The organism is Marinomonas colpomeniae (assembly GCF_014803385.1).
Lineage (GTDB): Bacteria > Pseudomonadota > Gammaproteobacteria > Pseudomonadales > Marinomonadaceae > Marinomonas > Marinomonas colpomeniae.
In genome coordinates this window covers 363,811-383,106 of record NZ_JACYFC010000002.1, presented here as the reverse complement: position 1 = coordinate 383,106, position 19,296 = coordinate 363,811, and the positions used below count along the sequence as shown (strand labels likewise).

Annotated in this window: 20 protein-coding genes; 16 read left to right on the top strand and 4 right to left on the bottom strand. The window is 40.6% G+C overall.

What is annotated here, in order from left to right:
• Positions 1-24 precede the first annotated feature (24 nt).
• The 6 genes from IF202_RS06940 (at position 25) to IF202_RS06915 (ending at position 5,602) form a co-directional block, all read left to right on the top strand.
• Positions 25-780 (top strand): helix-turn-helix domain-containing protein, encoded by a 756-nt coding sequence (locus IF202_RS06940; protein ID WP_191594160.1) that lies wholly within the window; start codon positions 25-27, stop codon positions 778-780.
• A 6-nt stretch (positions 781-786) separates the two neighbouring features.
• The gene (locus IF202_RS06935) at positions 787-2,325 is read left to right on the top strand and encodes a sulfatase family protein (RefSeq protein ID WP_191594159.1); all 1,539 of its coding nucleotides are present in this window, start codon (positions 787-789) and stop codon (positions 2,323-2,325) included.
• Between the two features lie 61 nt (positions 2,326-2,386).
• Complete coding sequence (locus IF202_RS06930) at positions 2,387-3,415, top strand: TRAP transporter substrate-binding protein (RefSeq protein WP_191594158.1); 1,029 nt, start codon at positions 2,387-2,389, stop codon at positions 3,413-3,415.
• 51 nt (positions 3,416-3,466) lie between these two features.
• Positions 3,467-3,976, top strand: coding sequence for a TRAP transporter small permease (locus IF202_RS06925; RefSeq protein WP_191594157.1), 510 nt, complete (start codon positions 3,467-3,469; stop codon positions 3,974-3,976).
• The gene (locus IF202_RS06920) at positions 3,969-5,246 is read left to right on the top strand and encodes a TRAP transporter large permease (RefSeq protein WP_191594156.1); all 1,278 of its coding nucleotides are present in this window, start codon (positions 3,969-3,971) and stop codon (positions 5,244-5,246) included. Before IF202_RS06925 ends, IF202_RS06920 begins: the two co-directional genes overlap by 8 nt.
• Before the next feature lie 17 nt (positions 5,247-5,263).
• On the top strand, positions 5,264-5,602 hold the full coding sequence (locus IF202_RS06915) for a YidH family protein (RefSeq protein ID WP_191594155.1): 339 nt from the start codon (positions 5,264-5,266) through the stop codon (positions 5,600-5,602).
• Positions 5,603-5,820: 218 nt separating this feature from the next.
• On the opposite strand, the gene IF202_RS06910 is transcribed toward IF202_RS06915, so the two are convergent.
• Positions 5,821-7,071, bottom strand: a complete 1,251-nt coding sequence (locus IF202_RS06910; protein ID WP_191594154.1) for an MFS transporter — start codon at positions 7,069-7,071, stop codon at positions 5,821-5,823.
• A 227-nt stretch (positions 7,072-7,298) separates the two neighbouring features.
• Here IF202_RS06910 and IF202_RS06905 point away from each other — a divergent pair, with 227 nt between their 5' ends.
• From IF202_RS06905 to IF202_RS06890, 4 genes are all read left to right on the top strand, one after another.
• The gene (locus tag IF202_RS06905) at positions 7,299-8,948 is read left to right on the top strand and encodes a methyl-accepting chemotaxis protein (RefSeq protein WP_206705410.1); all 1,650 of its coding nucleotides are present in this window, start codon (positions 7,299-7,301) and stop codon (positions 8,946-8,948) included.
• 226 nt (positions 8,949-9,174) lie between these two features.
• Positions 9,175-11,106 carry a putative bifunctional diguanylate cyclase/phosphodiesterase gene (locus tag IF202_RS06900; protein WP_206705409.1) on the top strand — a complete coding sequence of 644 codons (1,932 nt, stop codon included), beginning with the start codon at positions 9,175-9,177 and terminating at the stop codon, positions 11,104-11,106.
• 120 nt (positions 11,107-11,226) lie between these two features.
• Complete coding sequence (locus tag IF202_RS06895; RefSeq protein WP_191594153.1) at positions 11,227-11,865, top strand: NAD(P)H-dependent oxidoreductase; 639 nt, start codon at positions 11,227-11,229, stop codon at positions 11,863-11,865.
• A 214-nt stretch (positions 11,866-12,079) separates the two neighbouring features.
• Complete coding sequence (locus tag IF202_RS06890; RefSeq protein WP_191594152.1) at positions 12,080-12,619, top strand: DUF3750 domain-containing protein; 540 nt, start codon at positions 12,080-12,082, stop codon at positions 12,617-12,619.
• A gap of 18 nt (positions 12,620-12,637) precedes the next feature.
• Here IF202_RS06890 and IF202_RS06885 read toward each other — a convergent pair whose 3' ends face one another.
• From IF202_RS06885 to prlC, 3 genes are all read right to left on the bottom strand, one after another.
• Entirely contained in the window at positions 12,638-13,096 is a 459-nt protein-coding gene (locus tag IF202_RS06885) for a hypothetical protein (RefSeq protein ID WP_191594151.1), read from the bottom strand.
• 18 nt (positions 13,097-13,114) lie between these two features.
• Positions 13,115-13,375, bottom strand: coding sequence for a YheV family putative zinc ribbon protein (locus tag IF202_RS06880; RefSeq protein ID WP_191594150.1), 261 nt, complete (start codon positions 13,373-13,375; stop codon positions 13,115-13,117).
• A 117-nt stretch (positions 13,376-13,492) separates the two neighbouring features.
• Positions 13,493-15,523 carry an oligopeptidase A gene (gene prlC / locus IF202_RS06875; protein ID WP_191594149.1) on the bottom strand — a complete coding sequence of 677 codons (2,031 nt, stop codon included), beginning with the start codon at positions 15,521-15,523 and terminating at the stop codon, positions 13,493-13,495.
• A gap of 216 nt (positions 15,524-15,739) precedes the next feature.
• Here prlC and IF202_RS06870 point away from each other — a divergent pair, with 216 nt between their 5' ends.
• From IF202_RS06870 to IF202_RS06845, 6 genes are all read left to right on the top strand, one after another.
• Positions 15,740-16,297, top strand: coding sequence for a gamma carbonic anhydrase family protein (locus IF202_RS06870; protein WP_191594148.1), 558 nt, complete (start codon positions 15,740-15,742; stop codon positions 16,295-16,297).
• An 89-nt stretch (positions 16,298-16,386) separates the two neighbouring features.
• Positions 16,387-17,019 (top strand): RNA polymerase factor sigma-70, encoded by a 633-nt coding sequence (locus tag IF202_RS06865; RefSeq protein WP_191594147.1) that lies wholly within the window; start codon positions 16,387-16,389, stop codon positions 17,017-17,019.
• Entirely contained in the window at positions 17,016-17,207 is a 192-nt protein-coding gene (locus IF202_RS06860; RefSeq protein WP_191594146.1) for a zf-HC2 domain-containing protein, read from the top strand. The genes IF202_RS06865 and IF202_RS06860 overlap by 4 nt, the downstream gene beginning before the upstream one ends.
• A 139-nt stretch (positions 17,208-17,346) precedes the next feature.
• On the top strand, positions 17,347-17,622 hold the full coding sequence (locus IF202_RS06855; protein ID WP_191594145.1) for a BufA1 family periplasmic bufferin-type metallophore: 276 nt from the start codon (positions 17,347-17,349) through the stop codon (positions 17,620-17,622).
• 17 nt (positions 17,623-17,639) lie between these two features.
• The gene (gene bufB, locus IF202_RS06850) at positions 17,640-18,566 is read left to right on the top strand and encodes an MNIO family bufferin maturase (RefSeq protein ID WP_191594144.1); all 927 of its coding nucleotides are present in this window, start codon (positions 17,640-17,642) and stop codon (positions 18,564-18,566) included.
• Positions 18,550-19,293: an HvfC/BufC family peptide modification chaperone gene (locus IF202_RS06845; protein ID WP_191594143.1), complete on the top strand. Its 744-nt coding sequence runs from the start codon at positions 18,550-18,552 to the stop codon at positions 19,291-19,293. The genes bufB and IF202_RS06845 overlap by 17 nt, the downstream gene beginning before the upstream one ends.
• Positions 19,294-19,296: the final 3 nt, after the last annotated feature.

Genomic DNA, 19,296 nt, shown 5'->3' with positions numbered 1-19,296 from the left:
TAATATCTTAAGACGGAGATCGATATGACATCAGAACCTGTAAGAAAAACAATAAAAGTCATTGAGCTTTTTGCCGTAAGTGACAAAGCAGAAACCTTGGCAAGTATTTCACGAAAATGTGAGATTCCAGTAGCAACCGCTTCTCGCATAGTTAATACACTTGAAAAAGAAGGTTACTTACGCCGATTAAAAGATAAATCTTTTGTACGTAATTTTTATCTGCAAAAGAAAATGAGCTTATCTGAAGGTTATTTAAGTCTTCTAGAGCAAGTGTTGGAAGACATCTCTGACCAATCAGAACAGTCTTGTGAAGCGATATTCATTGAGAATTGTCAGCTTTATTGGCTGTCGAAAAAAGAATCAAAAAATGTCGCTTTTCGTCTTAAAGCACACACAGGGTTTAGACGTCCATTATACGAACTAGATTCACCATCACGACTCAGCTTGGCGGCAATGGGTTGGGATAAAGTACGTGAACAATTCGATGTAAATGCATTTTTTGAAGCTGGGGCTTTGCGCAATAGCGTTTCTAAAAGCTACTTAAAAGAGCAATTACAAAATACTTGTTTAACCGATGTTTTATATGACATCGAGGGTAATGTCCGTGGAATACGACGTTTCTCGAAAGCTATTTATGACAAGCAAGGTAAATTCATTCATCTGCTTTGTATTGCAGAAGCGGCTATATCGGTTCACGACATTGACGCCCATATTGAAAAAAATAAAAAAATCATCAATCAGGCGGTCCAGAAACTAACCGCTTTTCTTCACAGCGAGTAGATTAAAATGAAAAAACAACCCAACATTCTCTTTATTATGGCGGACGATCACGCCTCAAAAGCCATCAGTTGTTATGGATATGGGATCAATAAAACACCGAATCTTGATCGTATCGCAGCGGAAGGTATGCGTTTCAATCATTGCTACGTCACTAACTCAATTTGTACGCCAAGCCGCGCCAGCATCCTTTGCGGTACTTATAATCATGTAAATGGTGTGATGACGTTAGAAAGTAAAATAAACAAACACATTCCCAACGTAGCAAAGCATTTGCAAACGGGTGGTTATCAAACCGCGATGATAGGTAAATGGCACTTAGGAGAAGGTTCAGAACATGAACCATCTGGCTTTGATTTTTGGTCTGTATTACCAGGTCAAGGTGAGTACTTTGATCCTGAACTGATTGAAATGGGAGAGCATATTCAAGTCCCAGGTTACGCCACTGAAATCATTACTAAGAAATCTATTGATTGGCTAAAAAAGACCGACAATGACAAGCCTTTCTTTTTAATGTGTCATCACAAAGCGCCACATCGTTCTTGGGAACCACATCCTAAATATCGCAATTCTTATACTGACGACATAAAAGTCCCTGAAACTTTTTCCGATGACTATAAAAATCGTGCAAAAGCCGCTAAAGCCGCAAAAATGCGAGTTCATGGAGATATCACTTATTTTGACCTTGGCCTTGTGCAACCAGAAGGTGGTTCAGAAGTGGGCGAACTGGCGGTTGTTAACTCATTGGTTCGCAAGATTCCAGTACCTGAAGATCTAAGTACCTTCAAACTTATCGATAAAGACAACGGTGACGTTTTCACTTTCAAGACTCAAGACGAACTCGCTCACTTTAAATACCAGCGTTACATTAAGCGTTATGTTCGTACGATTGCCTCCATTGACGAAAGCGTCGGTGAGTTGCTTGATTACCTAGACGAAACAGGTCAAGCAGACAACACCATCGTTATTTACACCTCAGACCAAGGTTTCTTTTTGGGTGAGCATGGCTGGTTCGATAAGCGCTTCATGTATGAAGAATCCTTCCAAATGCCATTTTTAATCCGTTATCCAGAAGGAATCAAACCAAACACTGTGTCTAATGACATTCTTTCCAATGTCGATTTCGCGCCTACGTTTTTAGACTACGCCAACTTACCTGTGCCGAACTATATGCAAGGCAGGAGTGTCAGGCCTGTATTGGAAGAAAACACACCAGAAGACTGGCAAGACGTGGCGTACCACAGATATTGGATGCACAGCGATGAACATCACAACGCTTATGCTCATTACGGTGTCCGCAACAAACGCTACAAATTAATTTTTTGGTACAACGAAGGCTTTGACCTACCAGGCACGCAACCAGGTGGTGAAGAAAAAGAGTGGGAATTGTTTGATTGCGATGAAGACCCTCTTGAATTGTTCAATTGTTACAACGATCCGAAATATAAAGATGTTGTTCGTGAAATGACCTTTATTCTCGACCGAAAAATGCTTGAGATTGGCGATATTCCACAACACGACATTAATAAAACACTAGCATCACAGTAAGCTTAGAGTCGCCCTTAGCGAATCTATTAAAACGTCTATTAAAAAAATAAAAGGACAAAACATGAAACTTAAATTTTTAGTTAAAGCTATCTCTACTGGGTTATTAGTTGGTTCAACTGCCATGGCTTCTGCTGCGGACTACGACCTAACAATGGCATCTACTACGCCGGTTGCCTCTCCTTGGGGGAAAACGCTAACGAGCTTCCAATCATTGGTAAAACAATACACTGATGACCAAGTCAATATTAACGCCAGCTTTGGTGGTGCGCTGGGTAATGACACTCAGTTACTACAAAAAGCTCAGCTTGGCTCGACTGTTCAAGGCGCTCAGTCTTCAGGAGCAAACCTAGGCTCTGTCGTTCATGCATTTAAATCATTCGATGTTCCTTATATTATTAAAAGTATTGAGACGAGCAATAAGTTGTTCTATCCATATGGCACGTTAGGTGGTGAAGCGGTAGATGAACTTCAATCACTTATGGCAAAGAAAAACCTACGTTTGCTTTATGTTATGCCATTTGAGTTCCGCGGTATTTTAACAACCGATAAAAAAGTACAAACGCCAGCGGATATGCAAGGTTTGAAAATTCGCGTAACGCCAAGTGAAGTTGAGCGCAGCATGATCACTGAGCTAGGTTCAGGTGCGACAACATTGGGCATCTCTGAGGTTTATACAGCACTTCAAACAGGTACTGTTGATGGCTTAGCGATTCCTCCTGCTACTGCTGTCGCTTTTGGTTTGCATGAAGTGGCTGGCAATATGAATCTATTGAACTTCCAACCGCATGGTTCTTTCATGACAGTCAACGCACGTACTTGGAATAAACTTCCACAAGACTTGCAAATGAAAGTTCAAAGAGCAGCGGACGATGCAGTTAAACAAAATGCAGCCTTCTTTGAAATTGAGTTAACTAACGCACTTGAGAAATTCAAAGCACAAGGTGTTAACGTCATTACGCCAACGTCTGCTGAGCAAGATGCGTTCACGGCAATTATTCAAGCGCCAACCACTAAGATTGCGACTAAAGACTTTAACAAAGACGAAAAACATTTCTTTGAAACTCTAAAAAGCACATTGGACAATATCTAAAGACATAGGGCAGGATGCTTTTCCTGCCCATTTTTTAAAGTAGATTTTAATATGCTAAAGCTAATAAAAATAATGGATAGATATTTTGAAGAGTTTCTATGCAGCCTTATGTTGGGCTACATTGCGATATCTCTCAATATTGAAGTATTTAACCGTTACTTTCTGAACTCTCCTTCTGCGTACACAGATGAAATTGCTAGAACGCTGATGATAATGTTGATATTTCTCGGTGTACCTTGGGCGGTGAAATCCAACAAACACGTTATTATCGATCTCATCCCAACTACCAAAGCGTGGCAATCAAAACGCGTTGTTATTGAATTTATTTCACACATTATATTCATTGTATTTAGTATCTTATTTGCATTGGCAGCTTATCGTGCTGCTGAATTTCATCACATGTTGGGTTCAACTACCGAAGGCCTAAGGATTCCTTATTGGCTGCTTCTCGGTTCTTTACCAGGCATCTTCATACTGACTATCGTGCGACTTTTGCAACGTATTCATATTCTATTGAAAACTCGCAAAGCAACTGATCATCAGGAGCCAATCAATGTCTAGCCTTGAAGTGACACTCACTGTTTGCTCTTTTTTTCTGTTTATCATCTTTCAGGTGCCCGTTGCTATTGCGTTAGGTTGCACACTATTTGTTGCCTTCTATAGTTTAGGGTTCGATACCATCGAATTAGCGCTTGATGCTTATCAGTCACTCGACAGCTTCCCATTATTAGCCATTCCTATGTTCATCTTGGCAGGAACCTTGATGGCAACAGGTGGAGTAGCACAACGCATATTGGATCTTGCCGATGAGTTTGTTGGGCATTTACCCGGCGGATTGGCAATCGTTACTATATTTGCGTCTTTATTGTTTGGCGGTCTTTCTGGCTCTGCACCGGCGACAGTAGCCGCCATCGGAACCATCACGATTCCAGCCATGATTAAACAAGGCTACAGCAAAGGGTTTGCCGCTGGGTTAACGGCCTGTTCTGGTGTTATTGCGATATTGGTTCCGCCTTCAAATCCAATGATCATCTACGCGCTAGCTCAACCTGGTACATCGGTGTCATCGATGTTTTTAAGCGGGTTACTTCCTGGTTTGCTTTTAGCTCTTGGTATTGCCATTCCAGCTTACTGGGTTTCAAAGAAAAACAATTGGGGTGGCACTCGAGAAGCTGGGACATGGAAAACGCAACTCAAAGCAACTTATAGAGCGAAATGGGCGATACTGACTCCAGTCATCATTCTAGGCGGCATTTATTCAGGCGCATTTACGCCTACGGAATCAGCAGCAGTGGCATCACTTTACGCCTTTATTATTGGTGCCTTTGTTCACAAAGAAATCAAACTGCACAATGTGCTTAGTGTTTTTTCACAGTCGGCAATTATGTCTGTTGTTGCGATGTTTTTAATTCCTTTTGCCGTAGTGTTAGGTAAGTTGTTATCGTCCCAACAAATCCCTGAATTAATCACAGACTCCATGTCATCCTTCGTAGATGGCAAAGTCATGACGATTTTATTGGTCATTGCGTTATTACTGTTCGTCGGCTGCTTCATGGACACCTTAGCGTCCATTATTGTGTTAACACCCTTGCTGTACCCCATGCTCAGTCAATATGGCATTAGCCAATATCACTTCGGTATCATTTTAATTGTTTGCCTAGGGTTAGGCTTTGTCACACCACCGTTGGGCGGAAACCTCTTTATTGCTAACCAAATCAGTAAAACATCCGTGCAAAATGTCTTCATTGGTGCTTTACCGACACTAGGTGGCATGCTGATCGCTGCGTTGCTTATTGCTTTTATTCCACAAATCTCAGAGCTTTTCCTATAACTAAGGGCCAGTGAATTATGAGCAAATGGTATGAAGAAGGGGAAACACCGGATTATCGGTTTTCCCTTGCCAATGAGAGAACCTTTTTAGCGTGGGTTAGAACAGGACTTGGTTTTTTTGTCGCGGCGCTCGCTGTCGATCAAATGATTACGTATTTACAGCTCGACTCAAAGCTTACTATTTTATTTTATGCGTTCATCATAATCAGTGCTTTTTGTATTGTCGGTGGCTATCTACGTTGGCGAGGAAATGAAATAAACATGCGCCATGGTCGAGACTTAAAATACGGTATAGGGAACATAGTACTTGCTGCATTCTGCTCTGTGCTATTAGCATCATTGTTCATCATAAAATGATCGAAAAAAAAAAAGAAACGCAATATGAACGCACCGCTTTCTCATGGATGAGAACGACGGCACTGGCGATATTAGTCACGATTTATTATCTAAAAGCAGACCACTTACAATCTAACCTAGCTTTTTATTTAGCCGCTCTTTACCTTATCTTATTGTTTTTATCATATAACTATAAAAACAAACTGCTTCTCTGCAGCACATTAATCACTCTGATCATGTCATACCTCTGTCTTTAGCACTTCTTTCGTTTGTTTACGTAAAAACCAGAAGCCTAATGACGCCGCCAACATACCAGACACACTTCCCATACCAATCGACCAACGTGCTCCGAAAGTATCCGCGACCCAACCGACCAAAGGTGCGCCTAATGCGGTGCTGCCTAATGCGGTCGCCAATACCACGGCCATGACTCGGCCTCTATATGGCTTTTCCGTCGCGACTTGCATGTAAGACGCGGTCGAGGTGGTAAACAGCTGTAAGCTTAATCCTAAAAGGATGAGCAACACGGCAAACGCCCAAAATGACGAACTAATAGACACGAGCAAACAACTCAAAGAAAACAACGCGGCAACGTAAATCATCGAACGAAAAGAAGGTGAAGACTGACGACTCGCGGTTACCATGGCGCCTGAAATAGAACCAATTGCCATCATGGAAACTAAGAATCCATACTGATCAGCACGACCTTCAAACACATGTACTGTCATTGCGGAAAGATACACCGAAAAATTCATACCCAAACTGCAAATAAGAAACGACATAACTAGGATGACGGCCATTTCTCTGTGTTGCCAAATATAACGAAAACCATCAAGAAACTTTGCCATGTCAGGGGTAGCTTTACTCGTATCGATGGCCATTTTCGGTAAACGTGCTTTTAAGCGATGCAAAGCAATCAACATGGGAATAAAAGACACCACATTGACCATAAACACCCAGCCAGTTCCGATCAAAGCAATGAGCAATCCTGCCATCGCGGGGCCAACCAAACGCGCACTGTTAAATGCCACCGAATTCAAGCCGACAGCATTAGACAATTCTTTTTCACTGACAATGTCTGAAACAAACGCATGACGTGCAGGCGCATCAAAGGCCGCAACACAACCCAATGCAAACGCACAAGCGCACACTTGCCAAAAAACAACGTGCCCACTCAAAACCAATAAACCAAGTATTAAGGCTAAAGTAGCCATTAAGCATTGCGTAATAAAAAGCAGCTTACGACGATCAACTCGATCGGCCGTCCAACCTGTAATGGGTAACAAAAGGATTTGTGGCGCGAACTGTAGAAAAACAACAAGGCCCACCGCCGACGCGTTCTGATCCGAAAGCTCTGTAATAACGATCCAATCTTGTGCTGTACGCTGTAACCAAGCGCCAATGTTTGATATCGCTGCGCCACCAAACCAAAGACGATAATTTGGATTAGATAAAGACCGAAAAGTATTGTTTAGATGTAGGTAGTACAACCGAATATCCTTACGCCATTTAATATGACCTTTTAAGACAAAAGAAGAATGTCTGTCGTGTGGAGTTAAAAGATTATGCTCTTATCTGAGAAACATTAAAAATAAAGCCTCAAATAAACCTTATTTCTTGTACACTTCAAGATAAATAACCTACGATTAAAAGGCACAGACCTTTTAATCTAATCTTCTTTGCTTAACCCATATAACTGCCACAAAGGTAATCTATTTTGATATTTAATAAAATGTCTCTGAAAGCTCAGTTTCTATCTGTTATTGCATTGCCCTGCTTTGTATTATTGCTGGTGGGTTGGGCAGGTTTATTCGGTCTTTCAAACGCGCAAGAACAAACAAGAAAGCTCGCTGAAAATACTAGTGCTCCAATGCGCTCTCTTGCCGAAGTTGCTTCTCGCATTCCTCGTATGCGTGTTGGTATCGATGTTATGTTGTTACAAGAAGTAGCCGCACTAAAAGATGCTAAGGGTGTATTAACTCGCGTAAAAGAAACTCGCGCAGAAGATATTCCAGAAATGGACGAGGCTTTAAAACAAGCTCTTGATGCTCAGGTAAATCCAAAAACTCGAGCTGACGTACAAAAAATAATCAACATTTTCGCTAAAGTAAAAAGCGATGAATTAACACCAATGCTTGCCGCGTTGGAAAGAAATGATTTAGCTACAGCACAAGAAATTTATAAATCAAAATACGCGGCCAGCTATGGCGTAATGCGTAAAGCAGTTAATGCCATTCTTGATGACTTATTAAAACAAGGTCAAACAAGCTACGCAGATAGCCAAAAATACTATGAAGAAAGTCGTTTAGAAATGATTGTTTTAATCATAGTGGCATTATTTGCTTCTATCTTTCTTGCTTGGCTAATGCTGCGTCGTCTTAATAAACGCGTATCTTACCTACAACAGCATATCTCAAGAGCCAGTGACAAACTGGATCTTGGAAGTGCAATGACATTGGATGGCCAAGATGAACTAGGTGATATTGCTCAGCACTTTAACCAATTCATTACGAAAGTTCGTACTGCGATTCAAGACGTAGCAGAAAACTCTCGCCAGCTTGCTCACACAGCGAATGACATTGCAGCAAAAGCAAAAGCGACGCATAACAATTGCTTAAACGAACGAGACCGCACAACGCAAATCGCAACAGCAATTCATGAAATGGGCGCTACGGTTGAAAACATTGCAGAAAACGCGTCACAAGCTGCTCAAGCAGCACAAGAAGCAGATAAGCAAGCTCACCAAGGTGCTGACCTAGTAGCTAAAGCACGCACAGGTGTTTCTAAGTTATCAACTGAAATTCAACACATCAGTAAAGACATTGGTTCATTAGCATCACAAACGGACTCGATTGGTAGCATCTTAGATACGATTCGCAGTATTTCAGAGCAAACCAACTTGCTGGCTCTGAACGCTGCAATTGAAGCAGCCCGAGCTGGTGAACAAGGCCGAGGATTTGCGGTTGTAGCCGATGAAGTACGCAACCTTGCAAGCCGTTCTTCTGAATCGACAGACGAGATCCAGAAAATGATCGATCTGTTGCAAGAACAATCTGCGAAAACTGTAGCCACGATTCAAACAGGTCAAGATCAAAGTAATGTTGTTGTAACACAAGCTAACGACGCAAATACCTCCCTTGAACAAATCACATCACACATTAGCCAAATCAGTGATATGAACATTCAAGTTGCAACGGCAACAGAAGAACAGGCGCTTGTTGTAAACGATATGAGTAAAAACGTAGAAGAGATTAATCAGCTAACGACTGAAACATCTGAAATTTCAGATGAATTAACTATTTCTAGCGCCAATTTACAAAAACTCTCTGCTCAGTTAGATACTCTTGTTACTCAGTTCAAGATATAAATTAATTAGTTTCAATATTTAATTTTATAAGAACTTAACAAGTAAAAGAGGAGCTAATTAGCTCCTCTTTTTTATGCTTTTTTTATTGACACTACTTTTAAATATCAAAAGAATTCGTTACTTCATAAGTATGAAACTGTGCTAAATTAGACACATTAAATAAGCATTTAAGGTAAGTTAAATTCGTACTTAAAAATACAAAAAACTTTATCTATGAGGTAAGGAAGTGGAAACAAATAAAGAGGTGAAACAAGATGAGCTACAAGAAGCTCTACGCCTTTTATATGCTAATGTCATTACGAGCACCATTGTTTCAGCCTTTGTCAGTACTGCTTTTGTTTTTAGCTTTAATTCTAGCGATCAAGAATACAGTTCAAATAAAATCATTTGGTGGCTAATCATGATGATTGGGCTGTTATTACGCTTATTTGATTTAGCTTACTATAGAAAGAAAACTTCACAAAAATATACCTCATCTAAAAAAGACTTATGGGTTTTTTCTTCATATTCTCTTTTGACCGCATGCATTTGGGGTGCTTACCCTCTATATTTTTTCCCATTTTCAAATCCCGGTGAACTAGCTACGACTATCATAATCATATGCGGTATCGCTTCTGGTGTCGCAAATATGTGGTCGGCTCATAGATTCACTGCCGTATCTTGTGTTCTTGTCATGTCAGGGCCCTACACTATTGTTCTTCTCTTCTCTGAAGACTCTTACCATCACATAATGGGCACGATGGGCTTGGCTTATACAATTGTTATGTCATTATCTGCTGTGAAATTTTCTTCCTTTACCTACAAAGCAATCCATTTAAAGAATCAAAACGCACAACTTTTACAAAACATGGAAAAAAAAGTAGAGGTTCGCACTCAGAGAATTTATCGTCTTTCTAACGTTGATCGTTTAACAGGCTTACTCAATCGCACTGCGTTTCTGAAGGAATTAAATCAGGTGGTTGATGCCGATCCTGAGACTCCGTTTGCATTGCTATTCATAGATCTTGATGGTTTTAAGCAAATCAACGACAGCCTAGGTCATCAAGCGGGTGACAAAGTTGTCAAAGAAACCGCATCGCGCATTGCTTTATTATCTCAAGACTCTTTGCCTATTTGCCGATGGGGCGGCGACGAATTTTTAGTTACTTATAAATTTGAAAGCATCGAAGACGTTAATCGTTTCTCTGAAGAGCTGATTCATACCATCAGCCTCCCTCACTCTATTACTCAATCAAAAACTTGGGTAGGTGCCACTATTGGCGTTGCCTTATATCCAGAACACGGTAGCCATCACGACACTCTGATTCAAAATGCAGATATGGCGATGTACCAGCAGAAACGTATAGAGAAAGGCCAAGTAGGTCACTTTAGTGAATCGTTACGTCTGCAAAATATTCGAGACCATTTACTTTCTGATAGACTTTTAACTGCAATTGAAAAAAGCGAAATGCGACTGGTTTTTCAACCCATTATAAAAAGTAAAACAGGTAGCATCGCCTGTATAGAAGCTCTACTAAGATGGCATCTGGATGGTGAAGAAGTCTCGCCTATAGAATTCATTCCGATTGCCGAACAATACGGCATGATTAAAAATATAGGGTTGTGGGTAGTAGAAAAAGCCTGTCAGCAAATCATAACACTGTCTCAAAACGGTAGAGCCTTAACCGTTAGCATCAATGTTTCAGTTATTCAGCTCCAAGATAGAGAGTTTGTCACACACATTAAAACACTATTAACCCGATTGAAATTTGAACCGAGTTTATTGCATATAGAAATTACTGAGTCTGTTTTTGCGGCTGATAAAACAGTTTTAATGAAGCAAATAAAAGCGCTTCAAGAAATGAGTATTAAAATATCCATTGATGATTTTGGCACCGGATATTCCTCTCTTGCAAGCATGCAAGATCTAGGTGTTGATATTGTCAAAATTGATAAAAGTTTCATAGATAACGTCAACGGCAGTGGTTCAAACATTGTCCATGCTGTCATGCAAATTTCACAATCTATGGGCTACCAAGTTGTCGCGGAAGGTGTTGAATCACTTGAGCAAGTGGAAAAACTCAATGAGATCGGTGTGCATTTTTTACAAGGCTATTATTTTTCAAAACCCTTAGAAGTTGACCAACTGACAGATTACCTAAACGATCGCCTTAACTAATGACTTTCCAACTCGATTTATTGAAATAATAAAACCATTGATTGTTGATACGCCTCTTGAATTTTTGCCTAAATCAACCATATAAGAGTCATACAGAAACTTCTTTTAAGGAATATTTAAATGTCGAATTTAATAGACAAATTGAACTGGCGCTATGCGACGAAAAAAATGGACCCAAGCAAAGCTGTTGATCAAGAAAAAGTAGATCGTATTTTGGAAGCAACTCGCCTAACAGCAACCTCTAGCGGCCTACAACCATACGAAGTCATTGTGGTAACCAATAAAGAATTACGCGAACAAATTGTGCCTCACGCTTGGAACCAAGCTCAAATCACAGACGGTTCACATCTTTTGGTTTTTGCTGTATGGGATAACTATACAGAAGATCGTATTAACGAAATGTTTGATCTTGTGAATGACGAGCGAGGCTTTAAAAACGAAGGTTGGGAAAACTATCGTCAAATGATCTTAGGTGCCTACCCTCCACGTGACGCAGAAGTAAACTTCCAACACGCTGCCCGTCAGGCTTACATTGGTCTTGGTACTGCATTGATTGCAGCAGCAGAAGAAGGCGTAGACAGCACCCCAATGGAAGGCTTTGATCCAGCGAAAGTGGACGAGATTTTGGGCTTAAGTGAACGTGGTCTTCGTTCTGTTATCTTGTTGCCACTTGGCTACCGTGCAGAGGAAGGCGATTGGTTGAAAGACCTGAAAAAAGTTCGAGCGTCAAAAGCTAAATTTATTACTGAAATGAAATAAGTTTTCATTAATCGAAAGAATGTAAAACGCCACGTCACGGCATAAGTGATGTGGCGTTTTTTATGTCAATTATGCAACGTTATTTACTTGAGACACAATTTCTAGATGTCTACCCCTCATATGGAATACACATAGCTTCCTAAATTCTGCCCCTTTTTTAATCAGTAATTATGGTATTAATAATTAATATATGAATTGTATTAAGGACAAGCGAATGAAAAAGCACTTTGGGATTCTAATTACTGCATTGTTATTAAGTGCTTGTTCTAACGATGACTGGCGAACAGCCAGCCGTGAGCCTGCTGGTATTGCGCCTAACCCTAAAGAAGTCTCTGAAGCGGTTATTGAGTTCTATGCCGCAGATGCTTTCAGTTGGCGTGGTTGGTTTGCCGTACATTCTTGGGTCGCAACAAAAGAAAAAGGGGCATCTGAATATACTGTTTATGAAGTGACTGGTTGGCAAGTGAAGCGTGGCTTACCTGCGTTACATCAATATAAAACAAGTACACCAGATCGTTATTGGTTTGGATCGAAGCCTGAAAAAATATTGTCGTTAACAGGTGAAAAAGCAGAGACTTTGATTCCAAAAATAACAAAAGCCGTAACGCGTTACCCTTGGGCAAATGAATATACGATTTTTCCGGGACCAAACAGCAATACGTTTCCAACGTGGGTCGGTTTGCAAGTACCGGAACTCGGTCTTGATATGCCTTTTAATGCGATTGGTAGCGGCTATGCAGATAACGATAAATAGGAATCAATCGTGTATTTATCAATAGTAAATTTGCAACAAGAATACAGCGTTCAAACAAAGGATAATTAACATGCATCTAAGTACACCAGAAAGGTTCACTTTGCTATGTTTAAAGATCAGACCGAATATAGACAGCAAAATCATATTAAGCCCAAGAAAAAGACAAATATCTACGACTAGATTAAAAAGTTTTATAGAAGGCTTCAAAACCTCCTTGTAATATTGAGCTGAGTTGCAATCTACAGCTTCTTTTGTAGGAACCAGCTCTTTACAGTTTAAAGTTCCTACCTCACTAGCCCCTGTAGACATTTTAACTGAAAATTCAAGGTCATTCTGCTTAGCCTCCATCTCTACTAATTTAAATGAGGTGTCTGACCAAGCAACAAAAACAATTCCAATGAGAACTACGCCTCCTTTAAAAATAATGGAATATCTATATTTAAGGATATTACCAAGTGTTACAAATACATAATCCATAAGAGCACTCTTGTCCAATCAGTGTTTTGTCATTCCTGGATTCGGAATAAAGTTAATCACTACCTCTTCTACGTCTGGAGCGCTGCTGTGAGGTTGATTCACTCTGGTTGCTAACTCTGGCGGTTGCGCTTCGATTGTTGTCGATTGAGCATCTTCATAACCACAGGAAATGCACTCACGATACTGCTGCTCTGCATCGTCATCACGCCATGCGCGAATTCTATCCATTTCACTACAACGTGGGCAAACAACTCCAGCGATAAAGCGTTTTACTGTCATAACTTTACTACCTTTAAAAGCGCATAAAAAAGCAGCGTTCATCTCAACCATCTACTTAAAAATAGTGAGATAAGACACCGCTTGATTATTACGTCAATTCTTTAAATAGATTAATGTTTAAGCCGCAATGCCGCTGTGTCTTAATAGCGCATCAGTGCTTGGTTCACGGCCACGAAATTCAGCAAACAATTCAGCTGCCGGACGAGAACCACCGTTAGCCAATATGGTATCACGGAAGTGCGCGCCAGTAGTTGTATTGAAAATACCATCTTCTTCAAACTTAGAGAACGCATCGGCTGATAATACTTCAGCCCATTTATAACTGTAGTAACCTGCCGCGTAACCACCTGCAAATATGTGTGAAAAACCATTTTGAAAGCGATTAAATGTAGGCGGAGTAGTAACAGCAACTTTACTTCGCACATCATCAATTACGTCTTGAACAACTGTGTTTTCTTGATATTCCATGTGTAAACGGAAATCGAACAAAGAGAACTCCAATTGACGCATCATTTGCATCCCAGATTGGAAGTTTTTCGCAGCTAACATTTTATCTAATAAGTCTTTTGGCAGTGGCTCGCCCGTTTCAAAGTGCCCTGCAATATACGCCAAAGCTTCTGGCTCATAACACCAGTTTTCCATAAACTGACTTGGTAATTCTACTGCGTCCCATGCAACGCCATTAATTCCAGACACGCCAGCGACATCAATCTGCGTCAACATGTGATGCAAACCGTGACCAAATTCATGGAACAAGGTTGTAACTTCGTTATGCGTCAGCAATGCTGGCTTATCACCTATAGGTGGCGTGAAATTACATACAAGATATGCAATAGGAAGTTGCAAGCTATCGTCGGGTAAACGACGTCGTGTACGACATGAATCCATCCAAGCGCCACCTCGTTTTGCTTCACGAGCATAAGGATCAAGGTAGAAACGTGAAATATCTTCTCCATCTTTACTGATAGTGAATAACTGTAAGGTATTGTTATAGCTATCAAATTCTTTTTCTTCTCGAATTTTTACGCCAAATAGAGTTTGTGCCACGTGAAACAATCCAGACAATACCTTGTTCATTGGAAAGTAAGGACGCAGCTCTTCTTGAGAAATAGAGTATTTATGCTGACGAAGTTTTTCGGCGTAATAGGTCATGTCCCATGCGTTCAGTTCATCAACACCATTTTCATCTTTAGCAAAGGCAGTTAATTGCTTAAGATCTTGTTTTGCAGAGCTTTTTGACTTATCTGCCAAGCTTTCTAAGAAATCGATAACCTGCTGTCCATTGTCTGCCATTTTCGTTGCTACAGACAATTCCGCGTAATTATCAAAACCTAAAATGTGAGCCATTTCATGACGAAGTGATAAAATTTCGTCAATCAACGGTGCATTATTAAACTTAATATCACCACCTTGGTCTGAAGCACGTGTAGCAAAGGCGCGATACATTTCTTCTCGCAACGCCGCATTATCTGCGTAACTAATAACTGGCATGTAAGACGGAAAATCTAAAGTAAACAGCCAGCCTTCTTTTTCTTTGGCTTCTGCCATTTGTTTTGCTTGAGCAAGCGCAGACTCAGGCAAACCAGATAATTCCGTCTCATCGGTAATCAGTTTGCTCCATGCTTGTGTGGCATCCAATACATTTTCACCAAATTGGCTGCCCAGCTCAGATAAACGCTGACTAATTTCGCCGTAACGTTTCTTCTCATCCCCTTCAAGGCCGACACCAGACAATTCAAAATCACGAATAGTATGCGTCAAAGCTTCTGTTTGAGCTTGTGATAGATCTTTCGCTGCCGGACTTTCCGCCAATGCCTTGTAAGCTTGATATAACGCTTTGTTTTGACCTAGGTCTGTATAAAACTGAGTCAATTTAGGTAAACATGCATTATATGCAGCACGAATCTCAGGTGTGTTTTTAACTGAGTTCAAATGACTAATGGGTGACCAAAAATGATTCAGATCATCGTCTAGCTGATCAAGGGGCAAGACTAGGCTTTCCCAGGTTGGATTAGCATTTTCACTGACACAAGCATCGATGCCTGCTTGATTATATTTTAGCAGGGCTTCTAAATCTGTTTCGATGCTAGAAACATCTAAACTAGTGAAATTTGGTAAGCTGGTCGCGTCCCATACAGACTGTGACATATCGTGATATCCTTTAATTAAAATTGAACGCCTTATGGCTTAACCATGCCGCACTGTAACACAAACAAAAAGGGTGGAGATGGCGTAGCGATATGGCATTCGTAAAGAGTCATACCTAATAAGATATGTGGTCTTGAGCTTTTTTCAATACGTAAATAGCTATTGTTTTAATAGTTCCTTCATTTTGCAGACCAAAATACCCCTAAGAGAGGATGTATGGTGATGAAATCTTTCCGAGGCAAGACGCCTCAATTGGGCAATCGAGTTTGGGTTGATGATAGCGCAGTTGTTATCGGCGATGTCGTCATTGGCGAAGACAGCTCTGTTTGGCCTTTAGTTGCCATTCGAGGTGACATGCATCGCATTCGAATTGGCGCTCGTACCAGCATTCAAGATAATTCCTGTTTACACATTACACATGCAAGTACATATAAGCCTGAAGGCCACCCATTAACTATTGGTGATGATGTCACAGTTGGCCACATGGCAATGCTTCATGGCTGCACTATCGGCAGCAAGGTTTTAGTCGGCATGGGCACAACAATTCTTGATGGTGCCGTTATCGAAGATGAAGTCATCATTGGCGCTGGTTCTTTAGTACCTCCTGGCAAACATCTTGAATCTGGCTACTTATATATGGGCTCCCCAGTAAAACAAGCTCGTCCACTAACAAAAGAAGAAATTGAATACTTTCAATATGCAGGCTTGAATTACGTCAAACTGAAAGACGAATATTTAGCAGAAAGGGAACTTCTGGGTAAAAAAGTAGACTGATATTATAATGTAAATATAAAGTGCTTAAATTGTGTAAGAATTATCTACACTACTCCGTCTAAATTCTAGAAGTGAAAGCTGAGGCTTAAATGATCGATGTAAACCCATCTTCTGATGTAAACAGTTCACCTGCAATTAATGTATTCCATGATGCTGTTTTTATGGAAGACCTACGCAGCCAAATGTTCAAGTTTGCACAGTTACAGGTTCGAGATCATCAGCTTGCAGAGGATGCAGTTCAAGAAGCGATGATTTCAGCATACCAAAACATCGAAAAGTTTGGTCGTCAATCAGCACTGAAGACATGGGTTTTTTCTATATTGAAGAATAAACTTATTGATCTTTTGCGTAAGGAAAAGCGCCATACAGCAGCCAGTCAATTGGAAGACGGTTCTAACCTTAGCGGTGATGCCTTAATGGACGCACTGTTTGAACAGAATGGTCATTGGCAAAAGCATGAACGACCAAAAAAGTGGGACCAACCAGAGCATGGTGTCGAAAACAAACACTTTTGGCGAGTCTTCGATGCTTGCTTAAATGCGCTGCCTGAAAAGTACGGTCGATTGTTTATGATGCGAGAATTTCTGGAAATGGAAACATCAGAAATTTGTCATAATGAAGACATCACTGTCAGTAACCTTAACGTCACTTTATATCGCGCTCGTTTACGACTACGGGAGTGCCTAGAAGACAACTGGTATCAAGCAGAAGTATCAAAATGATGAACTGTAAGGAAGCAACACAATTACTGTCCGAAAAACTTGATCGCCCATTGGGCACAAAGGAAAAAGTGGCGCTTGGCTTCCACACTACCATATGTGTAAGCTGTCGTAATTTCGCCCATCAAATGGAAGAATTACGTGATATTTCAAAGCATTACATGAAAGGTGACACCGATAAAGAAAAATAAATATTTTTGTGTGTAAGAAACTTAACTAGACTTACGTCAAAGGTATGTAACCAAAAAGTTAAGACTTTTTGGAAAACTAAATCGGCACTTTGTGCCATACTTAATACAACAATCATTATTAAAACACAGAGGATCTACTATGAAAAAATCAACAGCATCATTAGCACTTGCACTTGGTACTGCCGTCGCTATCTCTGCAGTATCTGTTCCAGCTCAAGCAGCAAGTAAAGAAAAATGTTACGGCGTGGCTCTTGCTGGTCAAAATGATTGTGCTGCAGGTCCTGGAACATCTTGTGCTGGTACATCTAAAACTGATTTCCAAAGCAACGCTTGGAAACTAGTTCCAGCTGGCACTTGCATGGATATGGACTCTAAAACATCTGCTACTGGCCATGGCCAACTGAAAGCATTCTAAGAGACTGATACAAAAATATGTCTCCTGTTCTTTCAGAACTCACGTTTACGCAAGCCGAAGATACTCCCCATTCTTCGAGCTTTGCGAAACGTTTTCGTTCTCGTTCAGGTATCAGCCTGAAACCCGCGTATTACCAACTCATTTTATCTGAATTACCTGATGTCGGTTTCTTTGAAATTCACGCAGAAAATTATTTGAGCAAAGGCGGACCTGCGCGTCATTATCTACAATTGATTCGCCAGCATTACCCTATAACTGTGCACGGTGTCGGGCTATCTATTGGTGGCGAACATCCAATTAATAATCAACACCTTGATCGAGTTGCTCAATTAGTTGACGAGACCCAACCTGAAGTATTTTCAGAGCACTTAGCTTGGTCTTCCCACGACAATACATTTTTGAATGATTTACTGCCTGTTGCTTATGATGAAGCGACATTACGCAGAGTATGCGAACACATAGATCAAATACAATCCCGTGTAAAACGCCAAATATTAATAGAAAATCCATCAACCTATTTTGAATTCAACCGTAGTGAGATGAGCGAAATTGCCTTTATTACAGAAATGAGCAAACGCACTGGCTGTGGCTTACTTCTAGATGTAAATAATGTCGAAGTATCTTGCTTTAACCATGGCCATGACGCTTACCAATATTTAAACAATTTTCCTGTCGCAGCAGTAGGTCAAATACATTTAGCGGGTCACACAACAGATGACAACTCAACTGTTCCATTAAAAATAGACAGTCATGACGAACCTGTTTCACCAGATGTGTGGTCGCTTTATCAATATACCTTAGCCTTAACAGGCGACTGCCCAACGTTAATTGAACGAGATGGAAATTTGCCTCCAATGGCGGCATTAATAGAAGAAGCAAATATGGCAAATCGTATACGAGAGTCTATCCAACCATTGGAGATACCCCGTGAACACGTCATTTAAAACAGCGTTACTCACTGAAGACACTCGCTTTTATAACGAAATCAAAGCGCCAAATATGCAAGAACAAGAAGTGAGGCTAAACGTCTACCGTAACAATGTTGTAGTCTCACTGGTTGATGCGTTATGTGATATTTTCCCTATTACTGAAACACTCGTGGGAGAAGAGTTTTTTCGAGCAATGGCGCGCATCTATTTGTTAGATAACCCACCTAGTTCGCCGATTATTAGTGAATACGGTGTCGGTTTTTCAGATTTCGTTCGTAATTTTGACCCTGCCAAAAGTATCCCTTTTTTGGCAGATGTTGCCGCGCTAGAACAGACCATGCTAACACTTACTCACAGCGAAGAATATGACACCCTAGATCATGAAGCAGTTTCTTCTGCGTTTGTGTCTGTGGAAGACCCAGGTAAGCTACAACTTAACATTCCACCTACTACTCAGATATTAGCGTCACCTTTTGCTATCGGTTCCCTATATCAAGCGCACTTTAGCGATGGCCATCAACGCCTTAATAAGGTCGATATTCATAAAAGTGAATACCTACTGCTGGTTAAGTCTCATCTATATGCTCAACTGCACATAATCCAGAAAGAAGAAGCCATTTTCATAAAACATCTAATGCAAAAAAAGTCACTCGAAGACGCGGTACCGGATTCAGGCCTTTTTGACTTAGGTGAAACACTGGCTAAACTAATTGAATGGAACATACTCACTCACATCGAATGACCA